Origin of the sequence: Luteibacter rhizovicinus DSM 16549 (assembly GCF_001887595.1) — a bacterium.
Classification (GTDB): Bacteria; Pseudomonadota; Gammaproteobacteria; order Xanthomonadales; family Rhodanobacteraceae; genus Luteibacter; species Luteibacter rhizovicinus.
The window spans coordinates 1,034,391-1,053,291 of sequence record NZ_CP017480.1 but is presented as its reverse complement, the minus strand read 5'-3'; the positions used below and the strand labels follow the sequence as shown (position 1 = coordinate 1,053,291).

Sequence of the window (18,901 nt, the reverse complement as noted above, 5' to 3'; positions counted from 1 at the left end):
CCTTACGGCATACGTCGGCAAGAGTGGCCGGTCGACATCAGGCAGGGAATCAGACTAATCTGAAAAATCGCGCTTTCTTTTAAGAAAAAACTCAAGCCTGAGGCAGGTCGTTCGCAGCTCGTACCAGCCGGTCGACATGCACACGCAGCGCTGCAACGATGCCCGGCAGTCTTCCTCGTGCTGCGTCTGCGTCGTGGCTGGTAAGCCCCGCTTCGAAATGCTCCAGCATCGTCGCTGCGCCCGAGGGGCCGAAGACACGAAGGCCCCCGTTGATCCGATGGCTCCATGCCGCGATGTCCTCGACGCTGCGCAGCGCCGCGGCGGCAGCGAGATCCTCGCGCATGGTCGCGGCAAAGCGATTCACCATGGCGGGCAAGGTCGCGAGGCTTCCGAAGTCTTCACGCAGTGCGTCGAGATCCCATACGGTAGCGCCGGTCCTGACCGTGCCGAGCACGTCGCGCAGTGCGGCGAGCCTTACGGGCTTCGCCAGGAAGCCGTCCATGCCGCTGGCGAGACATCGTTGCCTGTCCTCGGGCATCGCGTTCGCCGTCATGGCGATGATGTGCATCGTGGCGTGTTTCTCGCGAAGGGCGCGTGCCAGCGCATAGCCGTCGCGCCGCGGCATCTGCAGATCGGTCAGCAGGACGTCGAAAGCCTGGCTTGTCGCCGCTTGCCAGGCCTGTTCGCCGTCATCGACGATGGTGTGCCGGTGCCCGAGCCGCTCCAACTGAGCGGCGACCAGTTCGCGGTTGGTAGCGTGATCCTCGGCCACGAGTACGTTCAGTGGCATCGGGACGCATGATGTTTGCGGTCGTGCCGTTGGCGCGTCCGTGTTGTCACAGGGGACGACGGCCAGGACCAGTTCCACGGTTGCGCGGGTGCCCACGCCGGACTCACTGGCCATGGCAACCTGGCCACCGAGCAGTGCAACCAGCCGGCGACTGATGGCGAGGCCGAGGCCACTGCCGGCAGGACGTCCTGCGGCGGACGATTCGGCCTGGCTGAATGGTGCGAACAGTCGGGCCATCTCGTCGGGCGCGACGCCGATGCCGGTATCGGCCACGATGATGCGTACTTGCTGGTGGCCCGGCGTGTGCCCGGTCGCCTCGACGGTCACGACGATCTTGCCTTGCGTGGTGAACTTGATCGCGTTGCTGACGAGGTTGAGAAGAACCTGGCGCAAACGTGCGCCGTCGGTGACGACGTGCCGGGCGAGATGGCGATCGATGTTGCATTCGATGGAAAGGCCCTTGCTGTCGGCTTGCCAGGTGAACAGGTCGATGACCGCGGCAGTGAGCTCACGTAGATCGACGGGACCAGGAATCACGGTCAGCTGCCCCGCCTCGATCCGCGAGAAATCGAGCACGTCGTCGAGGATCTGCAACAGCGCACCGGCCGAGGACTCCGCCGTGCCGAGCAGGCGTTGCTGCGTGGCGTCGAGCGAGGTCGTGCCGAGCATTTCCAGCATGCCGATGACGCCGTGCATCGGTGTGCGGATCTCGTGGCTCATGGTCGCCAGGAACTGACTCTTCGCGCGCGTGGCCGATTCGGCGGTCTCCTTCGCGGCGGCCAGTTGGCTCGACTGCCGCCGCCGCTCGGACACGTCGATCCAGTAGCCCGTGAACTCCACGGCATCGCCGATGTGCCGCGGCACGGCATGCGACGCCACCCAGCGTTCCGGGACGACGTCATGAATGCGCATTTCCGCGTGGATGGGCGTCAGCGACGTTGCGGCGCGGGTGACCTCGGCCATCAGTCCCGGTTGGTCGCGTGCATCGATCCGTGCGAATGCACGGCGTTCATCGTGAAGAAACGTGTCGGTCGAGACGTCGAAGATAGGCTCTGGATTTCCGCCCACGTAGATAAACACGATCCGCCCGTCCGGGTGATAGAGAAAGCGGTAAACGACGGCCGGCATGTGCCGCGTCACATCCGCGAGCTGGGCTTCTGTTTCCTCGCGACGTCGCGTCTCGCGCCGCAGGCGAAGATAGGCATGGCTGACGAGTAGCAACAAGGCGAGTACCGCGGCTCCTGCCGGCCCGACCTTGCGTGCGACTTCCCGCCACGATCCATCCCAGGTGTAGTCGGAACGAAGCCACGTGTTGCGAATCGTCTGACGGCGTCGTTCGGGGAGTTGGGTGAGCACGCGGTCCAGAAGGGGTAGTAAGGGGGCGAAGCGGCGATCCACAGCCATCGACAGGCTGGCTTGTTCGCCCGTCGGCGCTGCGATCCTGAGGCGTGCTGGATAGTCGCGACGGATGAGGACCTCGGCGGTGGCGATATCGCCGACATAGGCGTCCACTTTGCCGGAGGCCACCGCAGACAATCCCTCGGCCGTGCTGGAAACCGGCATGATGTCGACCGACGACATCGGTGCGACTGCCGCCGCCACGGCGCCCTGGGCGAGGTTGGCGGCGATCCGGCGTCCATCGAGATCGGCGGGGCCTGTCACCAGAAAGCTATGTTCGCGGGTGACGATCACCACCGGCAGGTCGAGGTATGACGCGGTGAAGCCGAAGCGCCGCGCCAGTGTGATGTTGCTGGCCGATGCTGCCGGTAGTAGATCGATCTCGCCCGCGGCAGCGTGTGCAACCGCGTCGTGCCAATCCGAAGTAGTCACCGTCTCGACGCGAAGTCCGAGCACGCGGGTCGCTTCACGCAGATAGTCGATCGCCAGGCCTTCGGCTTCACCGTTCCGACCGACCTGCGACAGAGGTGCTGCGGATGGATCGATCCCGATGCGTAGCACGGGAAGACGCATCAACCACGTTCGTTCGGCCGTGCTGAGTGACACATCGACGGGACGCGTAGCGGGACTTTCGTGGAGCTCGTCGTTCAACGTGGACGTCGTAGCGAGCGAGCCCGCCGTGTCATGAAAGAATGCGAGGTGTTCACGCTGTCCTGTGTCCTCACGCGACGCGTCGGCTTTGCTCGCTTGCGTGTGTTGCGCGAACAAAATGCCGCAAAAAATGGCCAATATTCTCAATAGCTTCATGGTGTTCCTTCAGCCACGAGCGGACGATTACTGTAATCTCCACGCTGGTAAGAATGAGTAGCACATCTCATGGAGAGCGGCGGCGCAAATCCGCTTACGAGGGAATACATGGTTCTGCGAACGATCATTGCCGACGATCACCCGGTGGTCCTGATGGGGGCCCGCGCCGCCCTGGAGGCGGCTGGTGATATCGAGGTGGTCGGTGAAGCGGCCAACGGCGACCGTCTCGTCGAACTGCTGGCGTCGCTTCCCTGCGATGTGGTTGTCACTGATTTCTCCATGCCTGGCGGACGTCACGGTGACGGACTATCGCTGATCGACCTTATTCGCCGTCGCTATCCGCGCCTTCCCGTCGTGGTCTTGACCATGGTCAACAACCCGGCCGTGCTGCAGACCATGCGCAGCCGCGGCGCCCTGGGCCTGTGCGACAAGCGCGCGCCTCTCAGGGAGGTTGCCGTGGCGGTGCGTTATGCCGCGGCCGGTCGTGCCTACATGAGCGATACGATCCGCCGGCAGTTCGACACCGGAGGCCTGCAGACCACGGCCGATAACGTGCGTCTGTCGGCGCGGGAGATCGAGGTGGTCCGCCTGTATGTCGGTGGCATGTCGATCTCGCATATCGCCGAGCAGCTCAGCCGAAGCGTCAAGACGGTCAGCCGGCAGAAGCGAGACGCCATGCGCAAACTCGGCATCGATCACGACAGTCGGCTTTCCGAGTACGCACGCGAGCGCGGCATCGCCTCCTGATGACCCCTGCCGGAAGTCAGGGGTGACCAACCGCCCATGCTTCCTCTCGCCGAACGGACTAAACCATAGATGCGCCGGGCGCATCGTACCCGGTGAACATCCGTTCCCTGGGGAGAAGGGTCATGCGCCATTCGATCATCGCCGGCACCGCCGCCATCGCTTTCGCCCTCACCGCCTCAGCGGCGCAGGCCACGGGGATCAACTTCAGCACGGATACCTGCAAGCACGATTACTCGACGCCGTATGACGTCGACGTCACGCCGGCGGGCCTTTCCTTCCATCGCACCGACGGGACGCCTGCCCAGGTATTCCTTCACGACGGTGCGCTTCGCGTCGATGGCAAGGCCGTCGCCGTGTCAGCGAAGGATGCCGACGCCTTGCGGCGCTATGAGGCGGGCGTTCGTGCACTGATGCCGCAGGTCGCGGCGATCGCACGCGAGGGCGTGGAACTGGGATTCTCGGCGATGACGACGGTCACGCTGTCGTTCGCCGATGGCGACCAACGGGCAAGGATGCTGGAAAAGCTTAAGCGGAAGCAGGTCGACGCCCTACGTGAGATCGACGAGGGCGTGGGCGCCGGTCACTGGTCGGCCGACCGCATGACCGAGACCGTTGCCGGATCGGTCTCCGATTCGGTCGGCGAGCTGGTGGGCTCGGTCACCTCGAGCGCGGTGACTGCCGCTCTCTCGGGCGATGCGAGCAAGGTCGCAGCATTAAAGGCGCGCGCCGATTCGCTGGATAAGTCGATGGATCGCGAAATGAACAAGCGCTCGAAGGCTCTCGAAGCGAAGACCGATGCGATCTGTCCGCAGCTCAACGATCTTGCCGGCCTTCAGCAAGGCTGGAACGTGCGTCTGGGCAACGGCAAGCCACTGGAACTCATGACGATCAAGCCGAAGAGCGAACACCACGATCACGACAGCGATCGTCACGGCGACAGCGACCAGAAGGTGGTCAGCTTCTGACGCGTTGGTCGAGCCAGGCGACGACGTTACTGACGCTGTCGCCGTAGAACGTCCGATACATTTCCTCGGTGACGTAACCGATGTGCGGCGTCGTCAGCACGTTGGTTAGTGTACGGAAGGGATGATCCGCGGCGAGTGGCTCGACCTCGAAGACATCCACGGCCGCGCCTGCCAGCCGGCCGTGCGACAACGCGTCGATCAGTGCCTGCTCATCGACGATGGGCCCGCGCGAACTGTTGATCAGTCGTGCCGTCGGCTTCATCGCGGCCAGCTCCGCCGCACCGATCAGGCCGAGCGTGCGGTCGCTCAGCCGCGTATGGATGCTGAGGAAGTCCGATTGCGCGAGCAGCGCGTCCTTCGACACCCGGCGGACGCCGACAGCACTGGCCGCTTCGTCGGTCAGGTTCTGACTCCAGGCGATCACCTGCATGCCGAACGCCTGCGCGATCCGCGCGACCTCGGCACCGATGCGGCCGAGGCCGAGAATGCCGAGTGTCTTCCCACGCAGCTCGGTACCAAGACCGACCTGCCAGTGACCGGCGCGTACCGATGCCGCTTCGACGGCGATACTCCGTGCCAGGGCGAGGATCGCGGCCCAGGTGAACTCGATCGTTGGCGTTGACGAATAATTCGTGTGCATGACCTCGACACCGTGCTTCGCGGCGGCGTCGAGATCGATCGATGCATTGCCCCGCCCCGTGGAGGCAATCAACTTGAGTCGGGGCAGGGCGGCGATCAGTGCTGCGGTCATCGGGGTGCGTTCGCGCATGATGCAGACGGCGTCGAACGTCGCCAGCCGCTGTACGAGTTCGTCGTGCCCGGCCAGGTGGTCGTGAAAGACGACGATCTCCGCCCGGTCCGCCAGCGGCGACCAGTCCGCACTCTGCATCGCCACGTGCTGGTAATCGTCCAGCACGGCCAGTCGAATCATTTGTTCAGTCATTGCAAGTTCCTGGGTCAGGTGGGCTGGATGAGGTCCCAGCCGTTCCCGTAAAGATCGTCGAAAACGACGACGCTGCCATAGGATTCGTGTCGCGGTTCTTCGCGGAAACGGACACCATGCTCGCGCATCCGCGCGTAGTCGCCGGAAAAATCATCGGTATTCAGAAACAGGAAAACGCGACCGCCGCCCTGGTGGCCGACCTGGGCGCGCTGCTCGTCAGTGACCGCGCGTGCCAGGAGCAGGCGCGTGCCGTCCGAACCGCGAGGCGCGACGGTCACCCAGCGCTTGCCGTCGCCCATGTCGGTGTCTTCGATCAGGTGGAAATCCAGCGCGCGCGTGAAGAAGGCGATGGCCTCGTCATAATCGTGGACGAGGAAGGCGATGGCACCGAGGGAAGGCATGGGAATCTCCGGAGTCGATTCCCAAGCATCCGCGCTCGGCGCCGCGTAGGCAAGGACATCGTGCCGCGTCAGAGCTTCACGACGCCGATCTGCATGAGGAAGGTCAGGTTGTCTTCGAGGTGCCAGTTCTCGGCGATCCTGCCATCGGCGATGCGATAGATGTCGGTGGCGATGAAGTCCACCGTTTGTCCCTTACCTTGGCTGCCCTTGAAGGTCCCGGTGAAGTGGCCGCTGAAATGCAGGTGGACTACGACCCGGTCGCCGGCCACGATCATTTGCGGAATCTCGACCTTGAGGTCGGGCACGGCGCCGAGGAAACCCTTCGAGGCCTGTAACGGTCCCTCGATGCCTTGCGGACGTCCCGGAGGCAAGGCGCGGTCCATGAAGTCCGGCGCTAGCGCAGCGCGGGCCATGGCCGGATCGCCGGTTTGCCAGAACGTGTCGTAGCGGCGGGCGGCGAGAATGCGCGGATCGCTCTGCTTGTCCAGCGACGGCTCGTCACTGCTCACGACCTGCGGTTGTACGAGGGCTTTATCTGCCGCGAAGGCGGGCAGGGCAGCGAGGGCGAGTGCAGCGAAGAGGATCGGGCGGCGCATGGGTTAGCTCCCGTGGGCGTTGTCCGGCAGGGCTGCCGGTGCGCCGCTCATGCTCCGCCTGCGTCGTGGGTTGAGCTAGATGCTTCTTCTCAAGGCATTCTTGCAAGGATCGAAACAATCCTCAGGGTGCGGCGGCGTGCATCCGCCGGATCCGGACCGTGGAGCCGCCGGCGAACGTGATCACGAAGGTCGAGCCCTCGTGCTCCTGCTTCGTGACAGGCAGGGGATCGGCACTGGCGGCCGCCTCCAGTTCACTGCGGTGGTAGCGCACTTCCTCGCCATTGGGTGTGATCGTCATCGGTGGCCCGAGTCGCACGAAGCTGGTGAAGTGGGTAGCGCAGGTGTCGCAGTCGGGGTGGCTGATTTCCGGCAGGCGCTTGGCCCAGATCCAGTACTTGTTCTCGTGCGGAATCAGGATGCGGCGGTCGTTTCTACCGCCGATGGGGTGGCCCTCGACGGACGACCAGACGCGGACGATGCGCGACGTGCTGCAGTCATCCGAGGCGCACTCCTGGAGTACGACGTAATCGTTGCCGTTGAGGTACTGCGGCTCGATGCTGAGCACGTCGCCCTCGACCAGCGCGGTTGCCGGAAAAACCACGCCGGGCATGCGCGGATCGGTCCTGAAGTCGCCCGACACGAGGTAGCCGCCATGGCTCTCGGTGTAGGCATCCGCGGTGACGGTGACTCGCGGCAGTTCGACACCGGAGGGTGGCGTCGCCTGTTGTCCCAAGGAGGGCAGGGTGACGACGCCGAGGATCGACGCGAGGGCGAGCCTTTGAAAAACGGGCATGGACGAATCTCCCTGATGTGCCGTGCGCATCCGTGCATGACACCACCGCCGCCGCGAGCAAACAAGTCCGCAGAAACTTTCGAAGTCAAACTTGCAAGTTTGCCTTGTAAGTTGCGTTTCGCGTCCCTAACGTAGGGACATGGCAAAGCAAGCTTCCGTGTTCCCGGGCGTCGATATCGCCGCCGCCGATCTCCTGACCGCTTGCGGCCAGCTCGTGCGCCGGCTTCGCGCGGAAACCAACAACCAGGAACTCAGCTGGTCGCAGTTGGCCGTGCTTGCGCGTCTCGAGGAGACCGGCCCCACGTCCATTGCCGACATGGCGCGCGCCGAGTCGGTGAAGCCGCAGTCGATGGGGGTGACGCTCTCGGTCATGGAAGACGAAGGTCTCGTCGAGCGGACGCCGCATCCCACGGACGGCCGCCAGTTTCTTTTTGCTTTGACCACCGCCGGCATCGAGGCCCGCCGTCGCGTCCGCGCCGCGAAGCAATCGTGGCTGGCTGGCGCGGTGGCCACCCTGACGGCCGACGAGCAACGCGATCTGCTCATCGCCGCGGCGGTGATCCGTCGCCTTGCCGATTCGAGCACCCGCGATCCTGCGTGACATCCATCGTCTTACCCCCACATCCCCAAGGAACTCACCATGCCGCTCAGCCAACTCGACGCCAATGCCGCGTTGATCGTCGTCGACCTTCAAAAGGGCATCGTCGCGCTTCCCACGGTGCACGACACCGCGGACATCGTCGCGCGCTCTGCTTCGCTCGCCCGTGCCTTTCGCGCGTCGGGTCGTCCGGTCGTGCTCGTGCATGTCACCGGTGGGGCGCCGGGTCGTACCGACGCGGGCGCGCGTCCGTTTCCATCGGATCCGTCGTTCATCGAATTCGTTCCCGAGATCGAGCGTGCACCGTCCGATCACATCGTCGAGAAGAAGCGCTGGGGCGCGTTCCATGGCACCGACCTCGACAGCTGGTTGCTCGGCAAGGGTGTGGAGCAGGTAGTCATCGTCGGTGTGGCCACCAGCATCGGCGTTGAATCCACCGCGCGTTTTGCCAGCGAACACGGCTACAACGTGGTGGTCGTACCCGACGCGATGACCGATCTGGTCGCCAGCGCGCATGAGAACAGCGTCAACACGATCTTCCCGCGGATCGCTGAAACGACGACGACCGCGGAGCTGCTCAAGGCGATCGGCTAAGGATCAGCCTCCCCTCACGCTAAACCTGATGATCGTGCTCGTCGTCGGCCGCAAGGCCGGCGCCCGCACCCGCGGCGGCACCACCGGCCATGCCGGCACCCATGCCGCCGCCCATACCGCCACCGCCCATTCCGCCGCCCATACCGCCACCGCCCATTCCGCCGCCACCGCCCTTCCCTCCGGCACCCTCACGGCCATCGCCTTTGCCGCTTTCGGCCCGCGATTTACCGCCTGAGCCGCTCGACGGACGTGTCGGGCCCTGCTTGGGAATCACCACGCTCGACGGAATGGCATCCAGGTCGAGCACCTTGCGGATGAAGTCGCGCAGCGAGACTACGAGCTCCGCAGTGTGCGTGGGCCTGCCTTCGGCCAGCTCGGTCGCGGCACGCGCCGCCAGTTCCACTTGCTGTTCGGTGCCGAGGAGGATGATGTCCGAGAGAGCGGCTTCCACGGCATCGCGTACGCGGCGTGCTCGCTCGTTGCCCTGCGATGCGGCGGCATCGATGGCAGTCTGCTCGGCATCCAGGCGCTTCAGGTCACGTAGGTGTGTAGGGTCGACGGCGAGATTGCCGGTGAACGAACCGCCGAGCGTTTTGTAAGCCGCGATCAGCGTGCGAAGACGCTCGTTGATCTGCCGATTCTCCCGCTCGCGCCGCTGCTGGATCGTCTGCATGGCGAGCAGCCGGATGCCCACACCGATGAGCGTGATGACCGCCAATCCGAAGAGGGTGGAGAGGAGGCCTTGCCAGGAGCTGAAATCGAGGTTTCGCATGGGGGAATCCTCGGCAAGCGCCAGCGAGCGTGGCGTGAACCTGCGAGCCGACGTGAAGGTACAATGGTCAGCCACGTAGGCTCCTGCCAGGTCCGATTGCAGGACGCTCTGTTTTTCCCCGTACAATCATAATGTTAGGCAGATTATGCTGCTGATGATCGACAACTACGACAGCTTCACCTTCAACCTCGTCCAGTACCTCGGCGAGTTGGGTCAGGAGGTCAAGGTGGTGCGCAACGATGCCCTCACCGTCGCGGACATTCGCGCCATGGCGCCGTCCCGCATCATGATTTCGCCGGGGCCGGGCACGCCGGACGATTCGGGTGTGTCGATCGACATCCTTCGCGAGATGGCCGGCGAGTTGCCCATCTTTGGCGTCTGTCTCGGGCATCAGGCGATTGGCCAGGTGTTTGGCGGCAAGGTGATCCGGGCGCGCGAGATCATGCACGGCAAGACCTCGCCGGTGAAGCATCGCGGCCAGGGCGTCTTTGCCGGCCTGCCGAATCCCTTCGAGGCCACGCGCTACCACTCGCTGGTGGTGGAGAAGGACTCGGTGCCGGATTGCCTGGAAGTCACCGCCTGGACGGAGCGCGAAGACGGTTCGCTCGACGAGATCATGGGCCTGCGTCATCGCACGCTCGATATCGAAGGCGTGCAGTTCCACCCGGAATCGATCCTCACCCAGCATGGTCACGACCTGCTGCGTAACTTCCTCGGCATGCCGTTGCCGCTCGCCGCGTAAGAAAGGATCCCGTTCCATGCCGATGACTCCCTCCGAGGCGCTGCAGCGCACGATCGAGCACCGCGAGATCTTCCACGACGAGATGATCGAGCTGATGCACCAGATCATGCGCGGCGACGTGAGCCCGCTGATGACGGCGGCGATCCTCACCGGCCTGCGGGTGAAGAAGGAAACCGTCGGCGAGATCACCGGCGCGGCGCGGGTCATGCGCGATCTGTCCGCGAAGGTCGACGTCGGCCCACATGCTCATTTCATCGACATCGTCGGCACCGGCGGCGACGGCGCGTCGTCGTTCAATATTTCCACGGCGTCGATGTTCGTCGCCGCGGCGGCAGGCGCGCGCGTCGCCAAGCACGGCGGTCGCAGTGTGTCGTCGAAGTCGGGCAGCGCCGATGTGCTGGAGGCGCTCGGCGCGCGCATCGACCTGCTGCCGGCCCAGGTGGCCGTGTGCATGGACGAAACCGACATCGGCTTCATGTTTGCGCCGAATCATCATCCGGCGATGAAGGTGGTCGCGCCCGTGCGCAAGGAAATGGGCGTACGGACCCTTTTCAACATCCTCGGGCCGCTGACCAATCCGGCGGGCGCACCGAATATTCTCATGGGTGTGTTCCACCCCGATCTCGTCGGCATCCAGGTACGCGCGCTGCAGGCGCTGGGCGCGAAGAACGCCCTGGTGGTCTGGGGCCGTGACGGCATGGATGAAATCTCCCTCGGCGCCGCCACCCTTGTGGGCGAGCTGCGCGACGGTGTGGTGCGCGAGTACGAGGTCGAGCCGGAGGATTTTGGCCTGTCCATGGCCTCCAGCCGCAACCTTCGCGTGGAAGATGCCAGCGAGTCGAAAGCCATGCTGCTGGACGCGATTTCCGGTGTTCAGGGCGTGCCACACGACATCGTCTGCCTGAATGCCGGGGCGGCCCTATACACTGCCGACGTGGCTTCCTCGATCCAGGAAGGCATCGATCTGGCGCGGGCAACCATCGCAAGTGGCGCCGCTCGTGTAAAAATGGAAACGTTCGTAGCCGCGACGCAGCGGCTCGGCGCCTGATATCGTCGGGCCTCCCCAGCCCCGGCCTTACCCAAGGAAGCGCTTCGATGCCCGACATTCTCCATCGCATCCTCCACCGCAAGGCGGAAGAAATCACCGAGCGCAAGCGCAAGCTCTCTCTCGATGACCTTGCCGCTCGCGTGGCGGATCTGGACGTCACGCGGGGTTTCGTCGCCGCGATCGATGCCAAGCTGCATGACGGCCATCCGGCGGTGATCGCCGAGATCAAGAAGGCCAGTCCCAGCAAGGGACTGATCCGTGCCGACTTCAACCCAGGCGAGATCGCTCGCAGTTACGAGCGCGGCGGCGCGGCCTGTCTGTCCGTGCTGACCGACGCCGATTTTTTCCAGGGGCACGAAGACTATCTGCGCGAAGCGCGCGAGGCCTGCTCGCTGCCGATCCTGCGCAAGGACTTCATCGTCGACGAATACCAGGTATACGAGTCCCGCGTCATCGGCGCCGACTGCATCCTGCTGATCGTGGCGGCCTTCGCCAGCAAGGAAGGCGACGACGTCATCTATGACGATGCCGCGCTGCTCGAGCTCTCCATGCTGGCGGCGGAGCTCGATCTCGACGTCCTGGTCGAGGTACACAACGAAGACGAGCTCGAGGTCGCACTGGATCTTCCGGTGCCGTTGATCGGCGTGAACAATCGTAATCTGCGCACGTTCGAGACCTCGCTGGGAACGTCGCTCACGCTGAAAGACCGGGTGGGTGCAGATACCGCCATCGTTGCCGAATCCGGCATCCATACGCTGGAAGACGTACGCAAGTTGCGCAGCGCGGGCATCCACACGTTCCTCGTCGGCGAAGCCTTCATGCGTGCCGCCGATCCCGGTGCCGAACTTCAGAAGCTCTTCGGCACGTCCCCGCACAGCCCTTCGCACAAACACTAGAAGCCGAATGAATCAGGGGATAGACGCGGCGGTCGTCGACGACACCGCCGCAGACGCTCGACGCGTCGTCTTGTTCGACTTCGACGGCGTCATCGTCCGTCACCAGACACTCGAACTGTTCTTCCGCGAGCGCCTTTCCGGCGCCGGTCGCTGGCGCATGCTGCTGGCGCTGCCGTTGTTACCGTTCATTCCGCTGCTTATCGGCACGGTCGCCGGTAATCGTTTGCTCGGCCGCGTTTTTCTCCGCGTGGTGACCTTCGGTCGTCGCGAAGCGACCTATCGCCGCCAGGTGGCGGCCTACGCACGCACGTATGCACGGCGCCCGGGGGTGTTCCTGCGCGACGCTGTCGCCACGCTCCGGCGTCACGTGGACGCCGGTGACCGGGTCATTGTCATCAGCGGCAATGACCTGACCATGGTCGAGGCGATCCTCGACGAGGTGAGCCTCACCGGTTACGAGCTGATCGCCTCGCAGACCCGGGGCGGCCTGTTCGGCGTACATTTCACCCGGCATAACGTCGATGGGGTGAAAGTCACGACGCTCGACCGCGCAGGGGTGTCCCGGCCCTGGGTCATTGCCTATAGCGACTCCCTGTCAGACCTGCCCATGCTGCGGGCGGCCGAAGCGGCGAAGCTGGTCAACCCCAGCCCGAAGGTCGCGAAGAAGGCGGCGCGCGTCCTCGGTGACAAGCTCGAAGTCCTCTACTGGTACTGATCGCGCCTCACCGCTTGCGTGCGCCCGCCCGCCGCCGCTAGCCTCGCTATCCGTCCCCGTCCCCGGATTAGCGATGTACCTGTCTTCCCTGCGTGAGCTTGCTCTCGGCAGTCGCCTCAAGGCGCTGAGCGACCACTTCTACCAGGCCGTCGACGAGGTCTACCGGGCGTGCGGGGCGGACATCGAGTCGCGCTGGTTTCCCGTACTGCGCTTTCTTCGTGACGTCGGCCCGACCACGGTTACCGACATGGCGACCGCCATCGGGCAGACTCACTCCGCCGTGAGCCAGCTTGCCGACCGGCTGGTCGAGGCGGGCATGGTGGTGCGCCAGCGCGACCCGCAGGACGGCCGCCGCAGCGTGCTTGCGCTGACCGATGCGGGCGAGCGTGCGCTGGGAGCGCTCGGACCGGTCTGGCTGGCGATCCGGCGAGGTATGGCGGAGTCGATGGGGCCGCGTGGTCTCGCCCTCCTGGATGCCATCGATGGTTGTGAGCAGGCGCTGGGCGAACGTCCCCTGGTCGACGCCATCCTCGCGCAGCGGTCCGCGCTGTCGCGCGAGCAGGTCGAGGTGGTGCCGTTCGATACGGCGCTTCGCGAGCACTTCCGTCGGCTCAACCAGGCCTGGCTCGAGCGGTATTTCCACGTCGAGGACCTGGATCGGGCGCTGTTCGCCGATCCGGAGGGTCTGATCATTGCCCGCGGCGGCGCGATCTTCTTCGCGCTGTATGCCGGCGAAGTGGTCGGGACCTGTGCCCTGCTCAGTGAGGGGGAGGGCGTCTACGAGTTGTCCAAGATGGGCGTGGACGAGAACTACCGCGGGCTGGGCGCGGGCCGCAAGTTGCTCGACGCAGCGATCGCCGAATTCCGGAATCGCGGCGGCTCTCAGCTGTTCCTCGAGTCGAACAGCAAGCTGGCCCGGGCGATGGGCATGTACGAACGGGCCGGCTTCGTGCGCCAGCCGACCATCCGCCCGGGCTCGCATTACGCGCGGGCGGATGTCTACATGATCTACCAGGGCCCCTGAGGGCTTAGCGGGTACCGCGCACCACGATGGTCTTGCCGGCCACGTCGATCATTCGCTCTTCCTCGAGCTGCTTGAGCACGCGGCCGACCATCTCCCGGGAGCAGCCGACGATCCGGCTGACTTCCTGCCGGGATATACGGATCTGCGTGCCGTCCGGGTGGGTCATCGCGTCCGGCTCCTGGCACAGGTCCAGAAGGGTGCGCGAGACACGGTTGGTCACATCCATGAAGGCCATGCGGCTGACCTGTCGGGAGGTCCGCAGCAGGCGCTGGGTCAGCTGGGAGCCGATCGCAAAGAGCAGCTTGGGGCATTCGGCGGACAGCGGCCCCTCGAGCAACTGGAACAGGCGTTCGTAGCTGATCTCGGCCATTTCGACCGGCGTCCGCGTCCGCACGAGCGATTCGCGTTGCGCCTGCTCGACGAACAGGCCCATCTCGCCGATGAACTGGCCCCGGTTGATGTAGGCCAGGATCAGTTCGCGGCCCTCTTCGTCCTCGGTGCAGACGGCGAGCGAGCCCTCGACCACGTAATAGAGCGTATTGGCTGGATCACCCGGTCGGATGATCGCCGTTTTCCCCGGGTAGCGGCGGCGGTGGCAGGCGTCCAGGAAACGGCCCATCGACGCGGGGTCGGGCGCGAAGCCCAACGGTGCCTGGGAGCGTTCGAATGCCTGTTGCAACAGATATTTAAGTTGAGCCACAGCAGATTCCGTTGAGTCTTACTGGCATAGCGTCCCCTTCAACGACTGGCCGACGGAATTCCGTCAGGTGTCGTTGACTCGCCATGTCTCGGGCGGATTATTGCAGACATCCGGTCGTCAAAATCCACACTTCCACGTGAAAGGTGACCGGTGTGTTCAAATTTTCGCCATCTTGCCTCATAATTTCACCCCCTCGGCGCCAGACCCCCTGTCTTACGCCGTACACAAGGGGAAGGCAGACTCCGGGTTTGCCTGTTCTCCTTATCTCTTTGCGGGGACCCTAGCTGCTAACCCGCGTCTACTGCTGGCCGTTCTTCCCCGGCCTCGGAGAGTCGCTGTGGTCAAACCGCTTCCCCGCCTTCGCCTGCAAGGTTTCAACAACCTCACCAAGGCGCTGAGCTTCAACATCTACGACATCTGCTATGCCGTCTCGGAGCAGCAGCGCCAGAACTACATCGAATACATCGATGAGCAGTACGACGCCGACCGCCTGACCCAGATCCTGACGGACGTGGCCGAGATCATCGGCGCGAACATCCTGAACATCGCGCGCCAGGATTACGATCCGCAGGGCGCCTCCGTCACCATCCTCATTTCCGAGGAGCCGGTGGTCGAGAAGCTGGGCCGTGACACGATTTCGGGCGCCGTCGTGGCGCACATGGACAAGAGCCACATCACCGTCCATACCTACCCGGAAACGCATCCGCATAACGGTATCGCCACCTTCCGTGCCGACATCGACGTGGCCACCTGCGGTGTCATTTCGCCGCTGAAGGCCCTGAACTACCTGATCGACAGCTTCGAGTCGGACATCGTCATCGCCGATTACCGCGTGCGTGGCTTCACGCGCGACGTGAAGGGCAAGAAGCACTTCATCGATCACAAGATCAATTCGGTGCAGGACTACCTCGCCAAGCACATCCGTCAGAAGTACGAGATGTTCGACGTGAACGTCTACCAGGAAAACATCTTCCACACGAAGATGCACATCAAGGACTTCGACCTCGATACGTACCTGTTCGAGGCCCAGGCCGACGATCTCTCGTTCAAGGAGCGCCAGCGCATCGAGTCGCTGCTCCGCCGGGAGATCGAGGAGCTCTTCCACGGTCGCAACCTGATGTGACGAAGAACCCCGCGAAAGCGGGGTTTTTTTATGCCTGCGCGTTCGCCTTGATGAAGTCGATGAAGGCGCGAAGTGGCGCGGGCACGAGTCGGCGACCCGGGTAGTAGAGGAAGGGACCGGGGAAGCTCGGCCACCACGGTTCGAGCACGGGCTCGAGAACACCGCGGTCGAAGTATGGGCGGATCCAGTCCTCGAACAGGTAGACGATGCCCGTGCCGGCCAGGGCGACGTCCATCAGCAGGTCGGTGCCGCCGCCGATGCGTACGATCATCGGGCCGGTTGGGTCGACGACGACTTCCTCGCCCTCCCGCTCGAACTCCCAGGCAGGCATGTTGCCGCTCGGGAAGCGGCCGCGCAGGCAGGCGTGCTCGAGCAGGTCGCGAGGGTGGCCGGGGTGCCCATGACGTGCAAGGTAGGCCGGTGAGGCCGCCGCGGCAAAGCGCTGGACGCGCGGCCCGATCGGCACGGCGATCATGTCCTGTTCCAGTCGTTCGTCGTAGCGGATGCCGGCATCGCATCCGGCGGCCAGGACATCGACGAAGCTCTCTTCCGTGGTGACATCGAGGCGGATGTCCGGGTAGGCAGCCAGGAAGGGCGGGACGATGGCCGGCAGGACGAGCCGGGCGGCACTGACCGGCACGTTGAGGCGCAACGTGCCCGCCGGCCTGTCACGAAACCCGTTGACCACATCGATGGCGGCATCGACCTCGTTCAACGCGGGGCCGAGTCGAAGGAGCAGACCTTCCCCGACCTCGGTCGGCGCGACGCTTCGCGTGGTGCGGTTGAGCAGCCTTACCCCGAGCTGGGTTTCGAGCCGGCGTACCGCTTCGCTCAGCGCCGAGGCGCTGCCGCCGCTGAGGCGTGCGGCCTCGCGGAAGCCACGGGCTCGCGCCACGGCGACGAAGGCGCTCAGGTCTGCAAGGTCGACCATGGGAGTCCTCAAGGGTTAGATTGTGCGGGAAGGCGCACGACTTGTGCCGATTGTGCACGGTTATCGAGCGGACCCCCAGCGCCTAGGATGCAGGTCTACCTACGGAGACCCACCATGTCCCAGATCAACGCAGCCGGCACGTTCACCCTCGGCGATCGCACGGTAAAGCGGCTTGGCTACGGCGCCATGCAGCTCGCCGGCAAAGGTGTCTTCGGCCCGCCCGCCGATCGCGGCGCGGCGCTGGCCGTCCTGCGCGAGGTCGTGGAGAGCGGTGTCGATCACATCGACACCAGCGACTTCTACGGTCCGCACATTACCAACCAACTGATTCGCGAAGCGCTGCATCCTTACCGCGACGACCTCGTCATCGTCACCAAGGTCGGCGCCGTGCGCGGATCGAAGGGCGAATGGCATCCGGCGTTTTCAGCCGACGAGCTCACCCGGGCCGTGCACGACAACCTGCGCAACCTGGGCAAGGACGTGCTGGACGTGGTGAACCTTCGCGCCATGTTCGATGTGCATGGCCCTGCGGAAGGCTCGATCGAAGCGCCGCTGTCGGCCCTGGCCGAGCTGCAACAGAAGGGGTTGATCCGCCACATCGGCTTGAGCAACGTGACGGCGACGCAGATTGCCGAAGGCCGGAAAATCACCGCGATCGTCGGCGTGCAGAATCAGTACAACCTCGCCCATCGCGAGGACGACGCCCTCATCGACGAGCTGGCTCGCGAGGGTACGGCGTACGTGCCGTTCTTCCCCCTGGGTGGTTTCACGCCGCTGCAGTCTTCGACGCTGTCGGAGGTGGCAAAGCGTCTCGAGGCCACGCCGATGCAGGTCGCGCTGGCGTGGCTGCTGCATCGTTCACCGAACATCCTGCTCATTCCGGGCACGTCGTCCGTCGCCCATCTTCGGGAGAATCTGGCAGCGGCCTCGCTGGCGCTGTCCGCCGATGTGATCGCCGAACTGGATGGCATCTGACTAGATGCGGTAAGCCACCGCTTTCATGACGGTCGATGCGGCATGCATGAGGCCGGGCAGGGGCCATGGCAGGTCGATGCCGCCACGTGCCTGTGCCGCATCGGCGTGGCGGATCTCGTCCGCCTGCATCTGGCGGAGGATGGCGCGGCTGCGATCGTCCTGCGCAGGCAGTCGCTCGAGGTGTTCGGCCAGGTGGGCTTCCACCTGGCGTTCGGTCTCGACGACGAATCCCAGGCTGATCGGGTCACCCACGGCTGCCGCTGCGACGCCGATGGCATAGCTGCCGGCGTACCACAGTGGATTGAGCAGGCTGGGGCGGCTGTCGAGCTGCTTGAGGCGTTCGGCGCACCAGGCCAGGTGATCGGTTTCTTCCTGGGCGGCGTGCATCAGGTGTTCCCGGGTTTCCGCGGTACGGGCGAGAGCGGCCTGACCGACGTAAAGGGCCTGCGCGCAGACCTCGCCGACATGGTTGATCCGCATCAATCCCGCCGCGTGACGCCGCTCGGCGTCGTCCAGCGGCGCATCGGGAACGGCGTCGCCGGGTGAACGGCGGGCGGGCTCGGGCGAGCCTGCCACGGCTTCCATGGCGCGCTCCAGGCCGCTCAGGAGGCGGTCGAAGGGGCTCAGGGTGCGAATGGTCACGGAAGACTCCTTACGTACGAATACAGCAGAGGTTATAATGGGCAACTCCCGAATCCAGATGAAGACGCTGCGGCCGCTTGTCGCGGCAGCCGCTCCGGAACCGGGACCGCTTGTGAACGGGCCCCCTGATCCATTATGATTGTCGGCCCGAAGCTCACCTGCACGGTGGGCTTGCGCGATGAGGGAAAAGTCCGCTATTCTCTCGCGCCTTTGCTTTCACCGATTCCGTGTTCCGTCTCAACGGCGGCAAACCAGGTATTTGAAATGAAAACGTTCACCGCCAAGCCGGAAAGCGTCAAGCGCGATTGGTTCGTGGTTGATGCCACGAACAAGACCCTGGGTCGTCTTTCGACCGAGGTCGCGCGTCGCCTCCGCGGCAAGCACAAGCCCGAGTTCACGCCCCACGTCGATACCGGCGACTACATCGTCGTGATCAACGCCGAGAAGGTGGCCGTGACCGGTGCCAAGCTGGACGACAAGATGTACCACCGCTTCACCGGCTACGTCGGCAACCTGAAGACCACGAGTCTCAAGGATCTGCTGGCTACCCACCCGGAGCGCGTGATCGAGATCGCCGTCAAGGGCATGCTGCCGAAGAACCCGCTGGGTCGTGCCATGTACCGCAAGCTCAAGGTGTACGGCGGTGCCGAGCACCCGCACACCGCGCAGATGCCCCAGGCGTTGGAAATCTAAGGAACTTA

The 18,901-nt window shown here is 64.5% G+C and carries 21 protein-coding genes; 12 read left to right on the top strand and 9 right to left on the bottom strand.

The genetic code is table 11. The annotated features are described in order from the left end of the window. Positions 1-91: 91 nt before the first annotated feature. Positions 92-2,761 (bottom strand): ATP-binding protein, encoded by a 2,670-nt coding sequence (locus BJI69_RS04935; RefSeq protein ID WP_053057137.1) that lies wholly within the window; start codon positions 2,759-2,761, stop codon positions 92-94. A 342-nt stretch (positions 2,762-3,103) separates the two neighbouring features. Between BJI69_RS04935 and BJI69_RS04930 the strand changes: the two genes are divergently transcribed. Both BJI69_RS04930 and BJI69_RS04925 read left to right on the top strand, forming a co-directional pair. Then, positions 3,104-3,742, top strand: coding sequence for a response regulator (locus tag BJI69_RS04930; protein WP_046966877.1), 639 nt, complete (start codon positions 3,104-3,106; stop codon positions 3,740-3,742). A 122-nt stretch (positions 3,743-3,864) separates the two neighbouring features. Then, positions 3,865-4,707, top strand: a complete 843-nt coding sequence (locus BJI69_RS04925; protein ID WP_046966876.1) for a DUF2884 family protein — start codon at positions 3,865-3,867, stop codon at positions 4,705-4,707. Here the strand turns inward: BJI69_RS04925 and BJI69_RS04920 are convergent. The 4 genes from BJI69_RS04920 to BJI69_RS04905 form a co-directional block, all read right to left on the bottom strand. After that, positions 4,697-5,650 (bottom strand): D-2-hydroxyacid dehydrogenase family protein, encoded by a 954-nt coding sequence (locus BJI69_RS04920; RefSeq protein ID WP_211258469.1) that lies wholly within the window; start codon positions 5,648-5,650, stop codon positions 4,697-4,699. The genes BJI69_RS04925 and BJI69_RS04920 overlap by 11 nt on opposite strands. Before the next feature lie 14 nt (positions 5,651-5,664). Continuing rightward, positions 5,665-6,051, bottom strand: a complete 387-nt coding sequence (locus BJI69_RS04915) for a VOC family protein (protein WP_046966874.1) — start codon at positions 6,049-6,051, stop codon at positions 5,665-5,667. Between the two features lie 68 nt (positions 6,052-6,119). Further along, positions 6,120-6,647 carry an ester cyclase gene (locus tag BJI69_RS04910; RefSeq protein ID WP_046966873.1) on the bottom strand — a complete coding sequence of 176 codons (528 nt, stop codon included), beginning with the start codon at positions 6,645-6,647 and terminating at the stop codon, positions 6,120-6,122. 121 nt (positions 6,648-6,768) lie between these two features. Further along, entirely contained in the window at positions 6,769-7,440 is a 672-nt protein-coding gene (locus BJI69_RS04905; RefSeq protein WP_046966872.1) for a hypothetical protein, read from the bottom strand. Positions 7,441-7,579: 139 nt separating this feature from the next. Here BJI69_RS04905 and BJI69_RS04900 point away from each other — a divergent pair, with 139 nt between their 5' ends. Together BJI69_RS04900 and BJI69_RS04895 are read left to right on the top strand one after the other, a co-directional pair. Continuing rightward, positions 7,580-8,041, top strand: coding sequence for a MarR family winged helix-turn-helix transcriptional regulator (locus BJI69_RS04900; protein WP_046966871.1), 462 nt, complete (start codon positions 7,580-7,582; stop codon positions 8,039-8,041). Positions 8,042-8,080: 39 nt separating this feature from the next. Continuing rightward, complete coding sequence (locus BJI69_RS04895; protein ID WP_046966870.1) at positions 8,081-8,632, top strand: isochorismatase family protein; 552 nt, start codon at positions 8,081-8,083, stop codon at positions 8,630-8,632. 19 nt (positions 8,633-8,651) lie between these two features. Here BJI69_RS04895 and BJI69_RS04890 read toward each other — a convergent pair whose 3' ends face one another. After that, entirely contained in the window at positions 8,652-9,404 is a 753-nt protein-coding gene (locus tag BJI69_RS04890; RefSeq protein ID WP_071924878.1) for a hypothetical protein, read from the bottom strand. A gap of 145 nt (positions 9,405-9,549) precedes the next feature. Here BJI69_RS04890 and BJI69_RS04885 point away from each other — a divergent pair, with 145 nt between their 5' ends. From BJI69_RS04885 to BJI69_RS04865, 5 genes are all read left to right on the top strand, one after another. Next, positions 9,550-10,146, top strand: coding sequence for an anthranilate synthase component II (locus BJI69_RS04885; protein WP_046966868.1), 597 nt, complete (start codon positions 9,550-9,552; stop codon positions 10,144-10,146). 16 nt (positions 10,147-10,162) lie between these two features. After that, positions 10,163-11,194, top strand: coding sequence for an anthranilate phosphoribosyltransferase (gene trpD, locus BJI69_RS04880; RefSeq protein ID WP_046966867.1), 1,032 nt, complete (start codon positions 10,163-10,165; stop codon positions 11,192-11,194). A gap of 47 nt (positions 11,195-11,241) precedes the next feature. Further along, complete coding sequence (gene trpC, locus BJI69_RS04875) at positions 11,242-12,090, top strand: indole-3-glycerol phosphate synthase TrpC (protein ID WP_046966866.1); 849 nt, start codon at positions 11,242-11,244, stop codon at positions 12,088-12,090. Between the two features lie 7 nt (positions 12,091-12,097). Next, positions 12,098-12,805, top strand: a complete 708-nt coding sequence (locus tag BJI69_RS04870; RefSeq protein WP_046966865.1) for a haloacid dehalogenase-like hydrolase — start codon at positions 12,098-12,100, stop codon at positions 12,803-12,805. A 73-nt stretch (positions 12,806-12,878) separates the two neighbouring features. Continuing rightward, positions 12,879-13,829, top strand: coding sequence for a bifunctional helix-turn-helix transcriptional regulator/GNAT family N-acetyltransferase (locus BJI69_RS04865; RefSeq protein ID WP_046966864.1), 951 nt, complete (start codon positions 12,879-12,881; stop codon positions 13,827-13,829). 4 nt (positions 13,830-13,833) lie between these two features. Here BJI69_RS04865 and crp read toward each other — a convergent pair whose 3' ends face one another. After that, positions 13,834-14,529, bottom strand: a complete 696-nt coding sequence (gene crp / locus BJI69_RS04860) for a cAMP-activated global transcriptional regulator CRP (RefSeq protein ID WP_046966863.1) — start codon at positions 14,527-14,529, stop codon at positions 13,834-13,836. 337 nt (positions 14,530-14,866) lie between these two features. Between crp and speD the strand changes: the two genes are divergently transcribed. Beyond that, complete coding sequence (gene speD, locus BJI69_RS04855) at positions 14,867-15,652, top strand: adenosylmethionine decarboxylase (protein ID WP_036109987.1); 786 nt, start codon at positions 14,867-14,869, stop codon at positions 15,650-15,652. A 28-nt stretch (positions 15,653-15,680) separates the two neighbouring features. Here the strand turns inward: speD and BJI69_RS04850 are convergent, their stop codons facing one another. Continuing rightward, complete coding sequence (locus tag BJI69_RS04850; RefSeq protein WP_211258470.1) at positions 15,681-16,565, bottom strand: LysR family transcriptional regulator; 885 nt, start codon at positions 16,563-16,565, stop codon at positions 15,681-15,683. A 132-nt stretch (positions 16,566-16,697) separates the two neighbouring features. Between BJI69_RS04850 and BJI69_RS04845 the strand changes: the two genes are divergently transcribed. Beyond that, positions 16,698-17,558, top strand: coding sequence for an aldo/keto reductase family oxidoreductase (locus tag BJI69_RS04845; protein ID WP_046966861.1), 861 nt, complete (start codon positions 16,698-16,700; stop codon positions 17,556-17,558). On the opposite strand, the gene coq7 is transcribed toward BJI69_RS04845, so the two are convergent. Then, positions 17,559-18,143 carry a 2-polyprenyl-3-methyl-6-methoxy-1,4-benzoquinone monooxygenase gene (coq7, locus tag BJI69_RS04840; RefSeq protein ID WP_078023454.1) on the bottom strand — a complete coding sequence of 195 codons (585 nt, stop codon included), beginning with the start codon at positions 18,141-18,143 and terminating at the stop codon, positions 17,559-17,561. A gap of 321 nt (positions 18,144-18,464) precedes the next feature. Between coq7 and rplM the strand changes: the two genes are divergently transcribed. Continuing rightward, positions 18,465-18,893, top strand: a complete 429-nt coding sequence (gene rplM / locus BJI69_RS04835; protein WP_046966859.1) for a 50S ribosomal protein L13 — start codon at positions 18,465-18,467, stop codon at positions 18,891-18,893. Positions 18,894-18,901 lie beyond the last annotated feature (8 nt).

Coding starts and splice junctions, on each gene's coding strand:
- coq7 (WP_078023454.1), bottom strand. CDS start 18,143: ATGGAAGCCGTGGCAGGCTCGCCCGAGCCCGCCCGCCGTTCACCCGGC.
- BJI69_RS04905 (WP_046966872.1), bottom strand. CDS start 7,440: ATGCCCGTTTTTCAAAGGCTCGCCCTCGCGTCGATCCTCGGCGTCGTC.
- BJI69_RS04885 (WP_046966868.1), top strand. CDS start 9,550: ATGCTGCTGATGATCGACAACTACGACAGCTTCACCTTCAACCTCGTC.
- BJI69_RS04895 (WP_046966870.1), top strand. CDS start 8,081: ATGCCGCTCAGCCAACTCGACGCCAATGCCGCGTTGATCGTCGTCGAC.
- BJI69_RS04865 (WP_046966864.1), top strand. CDS start 12,879: ATGTACCTGTCTTCCCTGCGTGAGCTTGCTCTCGGCAGTCGCCTCAAG.
- BJI69_RS04935 (WP_053057137.1), bottom strand. CDS start 2,761: ATGCGTCTTCCCGTGCTACGCATCGGGATCGATCCATCCGCAGCACCT.
- BJI69_RS04915 (WP_046966874.1), bottom strand. CDS start 6,051: ATGCCTTCCCTCGGTGCCATCGCCTTCCTCGTCCACGATTATGACGAG.
- rplM (WP_046966859.1), top strand. CDS start 18,465: ATGAAAACGTTCACCGCCAAGCCGGAAAGCGTCAAGCGCGATTGGTTC.
- BJI69_RS04890 (WP_071924878.1), bottom strand. CDS start 9,404: ATGCGAAACCTCGATTTCAGCTCCTGGCAAGGCCTCCTCTCCACCCTC.
- BJI69_RS04930 (WP_046966877.1), top strand. CDS start 3,104: ATGGTTCTGCGAACGATCATTGCCGACGATCACCCGGTGGTCCTGATG.
- BJI69_RS04925 (WP_046966876.1), top strand. CDS start 3,865: ATGCGCCATTCGATCATCGCCGGCACCGCCGCCATCGCTTTCGCCCTC.
- trpC (WP_046966866.1), top strand. CDS start 11,242: ATGCCCGACATTCTCCATCGCATCCTCCACCGCAAGGCGGAAGAAATC.
- BJI69_RS04870 (WP_046966865.1), top strand. CDS start 12,098: ATGAATCAGGGGATAGACGCGGCGGTCGTCGACGACACCGCCGCAGAC.
- BJI69_RS04910 (WP_046966873.1), bottom strand. CDS start 6,647: ATGCGCCGCCCGATCCTCTTCGCTGCACTCGCCCTCGCTGCCCTGCCC.
- BJI69_RS04845 (WP_046966861.1), top strand. CDS start 16,698: ATGTCCCAGATCAACGCAGCCGGCACGTTCACCCTCGGCGATCGCACG.
- BJI69_RS04900 (WP_046966871.1), top strand. CDS start 7,580: ATGGCAAAGCAAGCTTCCGTGTTCCCGGGCGTCGATATCGCCGCCGCC.
- BJI69_RS04920 (WP_211258469.1), bottom strand. CDS start 5,650: ATGACTGAACAAATGATTCGACTGGCCGTGCTGGACGATTACCAGCAC.
- trpD (WP_046966867.1), top strand. CDS start 10,163: ATGCCGATGACTCCCTCCGAGGCGCTGCAGCGCACGATCGAGCACCGC.